We start from the raw sequence: 11,491 nt of genomic DNA, 5'->3' as shown, positions 1-11,491 counted from the left end.
TAGTGGGCCACAATTAAGGATGCGGCAGCTTATGGATTAAATTATATGATAACAGCAATAGACATAATATTCGACGGAAAATCCTCAATTGTAGATTTACACTCGTTATTGGAAGCCTTGCTTGTGAAATTTAGAGATGTATATTTCAATGAACCTGAAGATGTTGAATTTACAACACATGAAGATATAATCAACGTGTTTAAAAGCGAAGTCCATATTGATTTTGTTGTTTCTTTAAATGAGTTAAATATGTTTGGGATTGCTATCCCCGACGTATTTGCAAATTTGGGTGTTTATAATGGAGAAATCGAATTGTTATTGTTTTTTGACTTTAAAGACCTGGATTTTAGTGATTATAAGGCAAGTATCGACCATTTACGAATATGGACTACTGAGTTTCAAAATAAGTTCAAATTTGAATACGTTCGATGCCAAATAGATAATGGTAATGAAGATGAATATTATTTTGATAGTCATGGTATAGGCCCTTGTTATAATTTTCTTGATAAATAAAAAAACAAGCGTTTAACGCCTTTTTCTTAATTTTGAGTCGCCTATATGAAAAGGCCGCTACCTTATCATCAAAACGTAAAACAATGTCAAAGCTTAACTTCATTTCGCCTTTTTTTATTGTTTCGAATTTGAAAGATTCGGTATCATTTTATGTAAATAAACTAGGGTTTGAAGTATGGTATACTGGTCCTGACGATGGTCCATATTGGGCTATGGTAGGCCGCGGCCCCGTTTCCATTATGCTAAAGGCAATTGCTGATGACATAAAACCCATTCCCAATCATACCCGGCATGAATGGGCCCGATGGGATGCGTACATTTCTACTGAAGAACCCGACACCTTATTTGAAGAATTCAGTTCAAGCGGTATAATATTTCGCCAAGCCATTAGGGACGATAGCGATGGGCTGCGCGGATTTGAAGTAACGGATGCTGATGGCTATGTTTTGTTTTTTGGCCGGCCTAAAGCATAAGCGATTTCCCATTCTGCGAATTCATAAATTCTGATTCAGACAATCATTCCGCAATCCAAATTCCGACTTCCGCATTTCTTAAATCCGAAATCAAACATCCGAAATTCGAAATTAATCTTCGTCCTTTCAGCTTTATCCTTAATTTTGCGGTATCAGTAACTGACAAGATGAACAAACCCACCCGTAACCAGGACGCGCTAAATTACCATTCAAAAGGACGCCCCGGAAAAATACAGGTAGTACCTACCAAACCAACCAATTCGCAGCGCGATTTAAGTATGGCTTACTCGCCGGGCGTTGCAGAGCCATGTTTGCGTATTGCAGATAATGTTGAGGATGTTTATAAATATACAGCCAAAGGCAACCTGGTTGGAGTGATAACCAATGGCACCGCTGTACTTGGTTTAGGGAATATTGGCCCTGAGGCAAGCAAGCCCGTTATGGAAGGTAAGGGCCTGCTGTTTAAAATTTATGCTGATATTGATGTTTTTGACCTGGAGGTAAATGCCAAAACTGTTGATGAATTTGTAAACATTGTAAAAGCGCTTGAACCTACTTTTGGCGGCATCAACCTGGAAGATATCTCGGCCCCAACCTGTTTTGAAATTGAACGCAGGTTAAAGGCCGAAATGAAGATCCCGGTAATGCATGACGACCAGCATGGTACAGCAATTATATCGGGCGCGGCGCTAATAAATGCCTGTGAGATCCAGGGGAAAAAGCTGGATAAAATAAAAATGGTGGTTAACGGGGCGGGTGCCGCTGCGGTATCCTGCTCAAAAATGTACCTGGCACTTGGTGTAAAAAGAGAAAACCTGGTGATGTTTGACATTAATGGGTTGATAACTCCTGAACGTTCCGATCTTGGTGGGATCCAGATGGAATTTGCCACAACGCGCAAGGATGTGAAAACTCTTACCGAAGCAATGAAAGGGGCGGACGTTTTTGTTGGTTTATCAGCAGGTAATATTGTTACGCCCGATATGCTGAAAGCAATGGCAAAGAATCCCATTGTTTTTGCAATGGCTAACCCCAATCCTGAAATTGCTTATGACCTTGCCATAAATTCGCGCAAGGATATCATAATGGCTACCGGCCGGTCTGATTTTCCGAACCAGGTAAACAACGTTTTGGGCTTCCCGTATATTTTTAGGGGTGCGCTAGATGTTAGGGCAACGGCTATTAATGAAGAAATGAAAATTGCCGCGGTTATGGCAATAGCCGGGATGGCAAAAAAACCAATCCCGGAGGCTGTTAACCTGGCCTACAATACAAAAAACTTAAAGTTCGGCAGGGATTATATCATTCCAAAACCGATGGATCCACGGTTGATCACTGAAGTTTCATCGGCAGTTGCAAGGGCGGCTGTGGAATCAGGAGTAGCCCGGCAGGCAATAACGGATTGGGATGCTTACACTGAAGAGTTAAGGTCGCGCATAGGTATTAATGATAAGCTGTTGCGTAACCTTACCAATAAAGCCAAATCAAACCCTAAACGGATAGTTTTTGCCGAAGCTGATACTTATAAAATTTTAAGAGCAGCCCAGATTGTTAAAGAAGAAGGCATTGCCACTCCAATTTTGCTGGGAAATGTAGCCAGGATCCGACAAATAATGAAGGAGAATGATATTGAGCTTGGTGATGTTCATATTATTGATCCGCAGGAAAATTGCGAGCGTATGGATGAGTATGCGGCATACTTATACAGCAAGCGCCAGCGAAAAGGTGTTTCGGTTTATGAGTCGAAGAAACTGATGCATGATCGTAACTATTATGGCGCCTGTATGGTACAATTTGGGGAGGCCGATGCTTTAATATCGGGCCTGACCAAGGATTATGTAACCACTATAAAACCGGCACTGCAAATTATAGGTACCGGTGACGGTGTTAGCCGGGTAGCCGGTATGTATATGATGATCACTAAAAAGGGCCCCGTATTTTTTGGTGATACTACAGTTAACGTAAATCCATCTATACAGGACCTGGTAGATATTACCGTGCTTATTGAACGTTCGGTAAGAAAATTCAATATCGACCCAAGGGTTGCTATCCTTTCGTACTCAAACTTCGGATCAAACCAGGGCCCTATCCCTGAAAAAACGATGGAAGCTGTTCGCATTTTGCATGAAAAGTATCCTGCTATGATAATTGATGGTGATATGCAGGCCAATTTTGCGCTAAACGCCGATCTGCTTGCCGACAACTTCCCTTTTTCTACATTGCAAGGCAAACCGGCCAACACGCTGATTTTTCCAAACCTTGAATCGGGTAATATAGCCTATAAGCTGTTACAGGAAATTGGAGGCGCTGAAGCTGTAGGTCCAATCTTATTGGGACTAAAAAAGCCTGTGCATGTATTACAATTGGGAAGCTCTGTACGCGAAATAGTGAACATGATAACCATAGCGGTAGTTGACGCCCAGGAAAAAGGTGATGAAGAAATCAAAAACAAAAAATAAATTATAGAAGAAGGTGAAAGGCAAAAGGTTAGAGCAGATTTACGAAGTTTTCAAAACTTCGTAAGTCTTACTTAATTCCGCAATCGGCATTTCGACTTCCGCATTATTGTAAAAACCTTTAACCCTTCGCCTTTAACCTTTTACCTCCGAAATCCCCCTCATATAAATTGAGGATAAGATTTTTTTTAAAAAACCATAAAAACCCTTTACCTTCACCCTTAACCTTATACCCCCAAATTGATAAATTATGTACGCTTATATTGATGGGAAATTAGCTTTTAAAAGCGCTGCTTTTGTGGTGATTGATGTGGGCGGCGTGGGATATCATATCAATATATCATTAAATACCTATTCAAAAATTGGGAGCGCTGAACGCTGTAAGCTTTTTACCTGGCTGCATGTAAAAGAAGATGCCCACACTTTGTATGGTTTTATTGATGAAGGCGAGCGCCGTTTATTCCTTCACCTGATCTCCATATCAGGCATAGGGCCAAATACAGGCCGGATGATGCTGTCGTCAATTACGCCCGAAGAAATTCAAAACGCAATAATTTCAGGCAATGTCGCATTAATCCAGCGCATAAAAGGTATCGGGCCTAAATCAGCACAGCGGGTTATATTAGAGCTTCAGGACAAACTACGTAAAGAAGGTTCTGATACACTAAGTACAGTGCCGCTAAATAAAACAGTAAGGGAAGAAGCGTTATCGGCCCTGGTTATGCTGGGTTTTGCCCGTAATGCTGCTGAGAAGGTTATTGACAATGAAATAAGCAAAAATAATAATGATTTAACTGTTGAACAGTTGATTAAATCTGCACTAAAAGCTTTATAATTACGTAAATTATTACTTGGGCCTTGATTAGATTTTTTACCTGGAGAGTTGCTGTAATTGTATCATTTATTTCTGCATTTTGCGGGATAGGCAATGCTTTTGCCCAGCAGGCAGCAGGTACAAAAAAAGATTCAGTTAAAGTTCAGATCCCGGCTAAAATAAACGAGTCAAAAAACTACCGTTTACGCGAAGGCGCCCTTCTTTACGACCCAATAAACCTTGTGCGTACTTTTGAATATGATGTGGTGACCAACAGGTATGTAATGTACGAACGCGTCGGGAACTTATTATACAGACCCCCACAATACCTCACTTTTGATGAATATCTGCATTATTTAGAGAAGGAAAATCAGCGGAATTATTTCAAGAAACTCGCCGATAACTATGCTTATGCGTCACAGCAGCCTGGTTTTATTCCACCCATAAGGCTCAGGAGCCAAACGTTTGACCAGATCTTCGGAGGATCGACCATCGACATAAAGCCGCAGGGATCTGCCGAGGCAATCATGTCAGGTCAAATAAATAAAAATGAAAACCCGCTTTTTAATACGAAGCAGCGTACCCAGTTCAATTTCAATTTCGATCAGAAGATCCAGCTGAATGTAACCGGAAGCATTGGTGATAAATTAAAGATCACCACCAATTATAATACCGATGCCCAGTTTCAGTTTGAAAACCAGATAAAGCTGGATTATACCGGTAAGCCCGACGAGATCATTCAAAAAATTGAAGCCGGTACCGTAAGCATGCCATTAAATACCACGCTTATTACGGGTAGCCAGGCTTTGTTTGGGGTAAAAACGAAATTGAAATTTGGCAAGCTTGATGTTACAACCATCTTTTCACAGCAGCGGTCGCAATCAAAAACAATCACCATAACAAATGGGGCGCAACAGGGCCAGTTTAAATTTACACCTGCTGATTACGAAGCTAACCGGCATTACTTTTTAGCACAGTTTTTCCGTAATAACTACAACAAAGCGCTTGCAAATATTCCTATCATCTCCTCAAACATAAATATTACAAAAATTGAGGTTTGGACAACCAACAGAACAAACAATACAACAGATTCAAGAGATGTACTGGCACTTATGGACCTGGGCGAAAACAGCCCATATAATAAAACACTTGTACATGGTGGCCCGGCTTATTCAGGTTATCCCGCCGGTTTTAAAGGGCCGGGTTTTCCGCAGCAGTCAAATACATTGCTTGCAAATTTGCCTGCATCAACACGTTTAACTAACGACCCTCAGAATACCATTGGCAGTTACTTTCAAAGTACAGGCGGTTCTGATAACTACAGCAAGCTTACTTATGCACGTAAATTAACGGCTAAGGAGTTTACACTGCATTCGCAACTGGGTTATATCTCGCTAAATTACCCGTTGAATAATGATGAAGTTTTAGCGGTAGCCTACCAGTATACCGTTAATGGCGTGCAATACCAGGTGGGTGAGTTTTCAAGCGATGTTCCGGTTGATCCAAACAACCCCAAAGTTTTATATGTAAAGCTGCTTAAAAACCAACTGTTAAAAACCAGCCTGCCGACCTGGAAGTTAATGATGAAAAATATTTATTCATTAAACTCTTTCCAGGTTAGCCCTAAAGACTTTAAGCTGACGGTGACCCGGCTGGACGACAAATCGGGGATCGAGAAAACCATAATGGAAGAGGGGCAGAATACCAAGAGCAAGCTCTGGCTGCAGCTAACCGATTTGGATAATCTTGATCAGCAGCAAAATAAACAGCCCGATGGTTATTTTGACTTTTTAGAAGGAATAACGATCGATTCGCAAAACGGGAAGATCATATTCCCTAAGTTGGAACCTTTTGGGTCAGACCTTGCCAAACAATTTACCGCGGCAGAGTCGGATCTTGCTAAACGATATGTTTACCAGCAATTATATGATTCAACTAAAACCATAGCACAACAATTTTTCCCGCAGTTAAACCGGTATTTAATAAAGGGTACTTACACGGCAACATCAGGATCTGAATACCAGTTGAATGCGGTTAACATACCGCAGGGATCTGTAGTGGTAAATGCCGGAACGCTAAAACTTGTGGAAGGCACCGATTATACCATTGATTACAGCGCGGGCCGCATCAGGATATTAAATACCGCATTGCTATCATCGGGCCAGCCCATAACGGTAAAGGTGGAGAATAATGAATTGTTTGGCGTACAGCAAAAATCATTGTTTGGCTCAAGGTTTGACTACAAGGTTAATGATAACCTGGCAATAGGGGCAACCATAATGCATTTAACCGAGCAGCCTATTACCCAAAATGAAATTATTGGCGAAGAGTCAATATCCAATACCATTTATGGGTTTGATGTAAACTATAACGCTAATTCAAGGTTATTAACCCGTTTGGTTGATAAAATACCGTTTATACATACCAAAGCCCCGTCATCAATAAGCTTTAATGGTGAATTTGCACAATTGTTACCCGGCAGCCCTTCAATACTGAATTTTGCCGGCTCAAAGAACGGAACAGCATATCTTGACGATTTTGAGAATAGTCAATCGGTAATTGATGTTAAAAGTGCGAATAGCTGGCAAATTTCGGGTACGCCGCAACTGTTTCCCGAGTCGCAGGCATTTAATGATCTAAGCTATGGTTACAACCGTGCCAGGCTGGCCTTCTACAATATCGACCCTGTTTTTTATACAGGCAGTACTATCCCGGTTAGCAGAAACGAACTGTCAAACCACTATGTAAGGCAAATCCTTCAAAACGAAGTGTATCCGTTCAAGCAGTCACCTACGGGCCAGCCATTAAATATTGCAACTTTAGATCTTGCATTTTATCCAACCGTAAGGGGGCCATATAACTTTTCAATAACAGGGCTTAATACCGACGGAAGCCTGAAAAACCCTCAATCGCGCTGGGGTGGTATAATGAGGGGCATAAACGCAAATGATTTTGAATCGTTAAACGTACAGTACATTGAGTTTTGGGTGATGGATCCTTACATCTATAAACCTAATTCAGCGGGTGGCGACCTGTATTTTAACCTTGGTAATATTTCTGAAGATATATTAAAGGACGGAAGAAAAAGCCTGGAAAATGGTTTGCCTGTTGATGGCAACTATAGTAACACCGATGAAACTAACTGGGGGAGGGTATCAAAACTACAGCCGGTTGTAAATGCTTTTGATAATAATCCCGCTTCGCGTAAATTACAGGATGTTGGTTTGGACGGATTGAACGATGCCGATGAGCAGAAAAAATTCTCCGGAGTTGTACAGCAGGTTAAGGGTGCAGTTAGTGCGCAGGCGGCTAATAATTTTGCAGCAGATCCGTCATCGGATGATTACCAGTATTACCAGGGACCGGATCTGGATAAAACCGGTGCGGGGATCCTGAAACGTTACAGCAGGTATAACGGCACAGACGGTAACTCCCCAACAGCTGAGCAGTCACAGGCTTTACTTGGCCTGCAAACATCGGCATCAACATCCCTGCCTGATGGGGAAGACATTAACCATGACAATAATATGGACCAGGATGATGAATACTTTCAGTATAAGGTATCCATGCGCCCGGCAGATCTGGTTGTTGGTAAAAACTTTGTTAGTGATAAGGTTACTTCAACTGTTAAGCTGGCAAACGGCACTCCGGCGAACGTTACCTGGTACCAGTTCAGGGTACCAATAAATTCATACCAACAGGCCGTTGGCGGCATCCAGGATTTTAAATCCATCCGCTACATCCGCATGTTCATGACTAATTTTGCCGATACCGCTATATTGCGTTTTGCATCGATGCAGTTGGTGCGCGGTGAGTGGCGTGCTTTTAATACAGAGAATAATCCTAACAATGTAATAGCTGACCCTTCAATAATCAACCCGCCGCTTGATAATTCTGTATTAGATGTTGAAACTGTAAATATTGAAGCGAACGGTAATCGTCAGCCAATTCCTTATGTTGTTCCGCCGGGCATAACCCGCCAGGTTGATTATAATAACATACAGGCCAATACCAAGCTAAATGAGCAATCATTATCATTAAAAGTGACTGATCTGCGTGATGGTTACTCACGTGCAGCCTTCCGTTTGTTTAATAATGATCTGCGCAAGTATAAAGCATTACAAATGTTTATACATGCCGAGGGCACGCAGCTAAAAGATAATGACCTTAGCGCATTTATACGACTGGGGGTTGATTATGTAGATAACTATTACGAATATGAAATACCGTTAAAGGTAACTCAGCCCGGCACCTCGGCGCCTACTTCTATATGGCCCGATGTTAATGAGCTTGATTTGCAGCTTTCATTACTAACTACCGCAAAGCTTGCCCGTAATAACGCCAGATACCTGGGTAAGCCATGGCCGCTAACATTGCCTTTCACCGTAACTGACGGTAAAAACAAAATCACTATTGTAGGCCAGCCCGATCTGAGCCGGCTTACAGCCGTAATGCTGGGTGTGCGCAACCCTTTAAAACCTGCATCAAACACCAGTAATGACGATGGCCTTAATAAGGATGGGACCCTTTGGTTTGATGAATTACGCCTTACCGACTTTGACCAAAAAGGAGGATGGGCCGCAACCGCCAGGGTTAATGCCAAGCTTGCTGATTTTGCAGATATAACGGTATCAGGCAGTAAGACCACTGTAGGTTTTGGTGCACTTGATTCAAGGCTGGCCGATCGCAGCCTGTATGATAACCAGGTATATGACGTGGCTGCCAACGTTGAACTTGGTAAGTTCTTTCCTGATAAAAGCGGTGTACATATCCCGGCATATGTAAATGTATCATCGCAGGTAAGTACGCCTGAATATGACCCTGCATCACCCGATATCACTTTAAAGCAAACCCTAAATGCAACCAGCGACGCTAAAAAACGCGATTCAATAAAAAATGCTGCCGAAGACTATACCATGCGCAAAAGTATCAGCTTTACCAATGTGCATATTGCCCAAACTAATCCGAAAGCAAAAAAACATCCATGGGACGTTTCAAACCTGAATGCTACTTATTCTTATTCAACATATGAGCATCACGACTTTACTACACAAAATGACCTGGAGAAAACCTATAAAGCCGAGCTGGATTATAATTATACTACCCAGCCTAAATATTATAGTCCGCTCAGCAAGATCATTAAAAACAACACGCTGGCACTGCTTCGCGATATTAATTTCAGCTTGTTGCCCTCGCGGTTAAATTTCAGCATTAGCTTTAATCGTTTTTATTCAGAAAATACGTTAAGGAACAATGATCCAAATAATTACATACCTATACCTACTACATTTAATAAAACGTTCAACATTACAAGGGTTTATGGCATAGGCTGGAACTTGTCGAAATCTCTTACAATGGATATTGACGCCACCAACCTTTCAACAGTGGATGAGCCAACCGGCCGTGTTAACGGCTTAAAAGTTGATACGCTGTGGGAAAACTTAAAACGGCTTGGGCGTACAACAAATTATAACCATACCATAAACTTTAATTATACCGTACCGCTTGCCAAAATTCCTGGTATGGACTGGACAAGCATGATTGCCCACTACAGCACAAATTTTCATTGGCAAACCCAACCGCTTTTTGCTATAAATGACCCGCAGTATGATGTAGGTAACAGCATTCAGAACGCACGCACCATCCAGCTTAATCCAACCTTGAATTTCGACCAGTTTTACAACAAGTTTAAATTTATAAAAAGGGCATTGGGACCTGATAATACAAACTCGCTGTCCAAATTCTTTGTTGGCCTGTTAACCAGCGTTAAAAATATTAGTGGTACATATACCCGTACAGAAGGTACATTTATACCGGGTTACCTGCCACAATCTAATTTTGCGGGTGAGGATTTAAACTACGGTGCACCAGGAATAGGATTTTTATTGGGTAGCCAGGCTGACCTGCGGCAAAAAGCGATTGCCAATGGCTGGATAAGTACGGATACGCTCCAAAATCAGCTTTATGTAAAAACGCTGAATGAGGACTTACACTTAAAAGGCACTTTTGAGCCTGTTAAATACCTGCGGATAGAACTGCAAGCCTTTAAAACGCAGGATCATACCTATCAAACATCCTTTAAGTCTGTTGATGGGTCAAACAATATCCAAAACCTTAGCCCAACTACAACCGGCGACTACACTATATCCTATTTAACACTGGCAACCGCATTTTCAAAATCAAAGGGAATTGATAATACTTCACCAACCTTCCAGAAATTTTTGGATGACAGGGCTATTATTTCGCAAAGGTTAGGAAAGCAAAATCCTAACTCTACAGGTTCGCCGGTGGGCGGCTTTAGTGATGGTTATAGCCAGAATTCGCAAAATGTGTTGGTGCCGGCATTCCTGGCTGCTTATTCAGGTAAGGACGCGGGAAAATCAGGACTTGGACAATTTCCCAATATCCCAATTCCAAACTGGCAGATAACGTATAACGGCTTAAGCCACGTGCCGTTATTTATGGAGTGGTTTGATTCTTTTGATGTAACACATGGTTACCGGTCAACTTATAGTGTATCAGGCTTTACCACGCTGTTACAATACCAGGCCGCTAACGGGGCTGTAAGTTCAAGAGATGCCAATAACGACTTTTTGCCTTATTACCAATTTTCGCAGGTTACAATTTTTGAACAGTTTGTGCCATTGATCGGCATGTCTGCCCGTTTTAAAAACAACATGACGGCTAATTTTGAGTATCGCAGCAGCCGGTCGTTAAGCCTTAGCTTATTGAATAGCCAGCTTGCACAGCAGAACGAAAGCATATTGGTATTTGGCTGGGGCTATCATGCAAAAAATTTCAGGTTCCCTTTTGGTTTGATGAGTGGCAAGCAGGATAATGATGTGAATTTTAAGATTGATTTTTCACTACAGGACAATAAAACATTGATATACCGCGCAGATGTAACTGCTGCCGAAATATCATCAGGTGCGCAAAATATAACCGTACGCCCATCAATTGATTATGTAATAAACCAACGGTTTAACTTGAATGTGTTTTATGATTCAAACATAACACGCCCTTATACCTCGCAAACATTTAACACCGCATTTACCAATTTTGGCATTAATTTAAAGTTGTTGCTACAATAATAATTGCCTGAACCATGATTTTTCACGTATTGTTTGTTTTTTAAGTGCATTCAAGAGGGCGTTGTCGTTTGCCTGATTAGAAGATTGGCTTGATTTTTTAATCAGGTAATCCTAAAATCAGGTAAATCATGGTTCAAAACATTT

At 41.5% G+C, this 11,491-nt stretch carries 5 protein-coding genes; all 5 read left to right on the top strand.

Annotated elements, in window-relative coordinates; translation table 11 throughout:
- Positions 1–45: 45 nt before the first annotated feature.
- A complete protein-coding gene (locus BUE31_RS20030; RefSeq protein ID WP_073405623.1) occupies positions 46–513 on the top strand; it encodes a hypothetical protein in 468 nt (155 codons plus the stop codon).
- An 83-nt stretch (positions 514–596) separates the two neighbouring features.
- Positions 597–986 carry a VOC family protein gene (locus BUE31_RS20025; RefSeq protein ID WP_143167195.1) on the top strand — a complete coding sequence of 130 codons (390 nt, stop codon included), beginning with the start codon at positions 597–599 and terminating at the stop codon, positions 984–986.
- Between the two features lie 167 nt (positions 987–1,153).
- On the top strand, positions 1,154–3,445 hold the full coding sequence (locus tag BUE31_RS20020) for an NADP-dependent malic enzyme (RefSeq protein ID WP_073405621.1): 2,292 nt from the start codon (positions 1,154–1,156) through the stop codon (positions 3,443–3,445).
- A gap of 247 nt (positions 3,446–3,692) precedes the next feature.
- Positions 3,693–4,277 carry a Holliday junction branch migration protein RuvA gene (ruvA, locus tag BUE31_RS20015; RefSeq protein WP_073405620.1) on the top strand — a complete coding sequence of 195 codons (585 nt, stop codon included), beginning with the start codon at positions 3,693–3,695 and terminating at the stop codon, positions 4,275–4,277.
- 23 nt (positions 4,278–4,300) lie between these two features.
- Positions 4,301–11,347, top strand: a complete 7,047-nt coding sequence (gene sprA / locus BUE31_RS20010; RefSeq protein ID WP_083620144.1) for a T9SS outer membrane translocon Sov/SprA — start codon at positions 4,301–4,303, stop codon at positions 11,345–11,347.
- Positions 11,348–11,491: the final 144 nt, after the last annotated feature.

The sequence above is a fragment of the Mucilaginibacter sp. OK098 genome (genome assembly GCF_900142915.1).
In the GTDB taxonomy this organism is placed as follows: domain Bacteria; phylum Bacteroidota; class Bacteroidia; order Sphingobacteriales; family Sphingobacteriaceae; genus Mucilaginibacter.
Note: the sequence above shows the minus strand (reverse complement) of the source record. Positions and strands in the feature narration are given on the sequence as shown.

Coding starts and splice junctions, on each gene's coding strand:
- BUE31_RS20030 (WP_073405623.1), top strand. CDS start 46: ATGATAACAGCAATAGACATAATATTCGACGGAAAATCCTCAATTGTA.
- BUE31_RS20025 (WP_143167195.1), top strand. CDS start 597: ATGTCAAAGCTTAACTTCATTTCGCCTTTTTTTATTGTTTCGAATTTG.
- BUE31_RS20020 (WP_073405621.1), top strand. CDS start 1,154: ATGAACAAACCCACCCGTAACCAGGACGCGCTAAATTACCATTCAAAA.
- ruvA (WP_073405620.1), top strand. CDS start 3,693: ATGTACGCTTATATTGATGGGAAATTAGCTTTTAAAAGCGCTGCTTTT.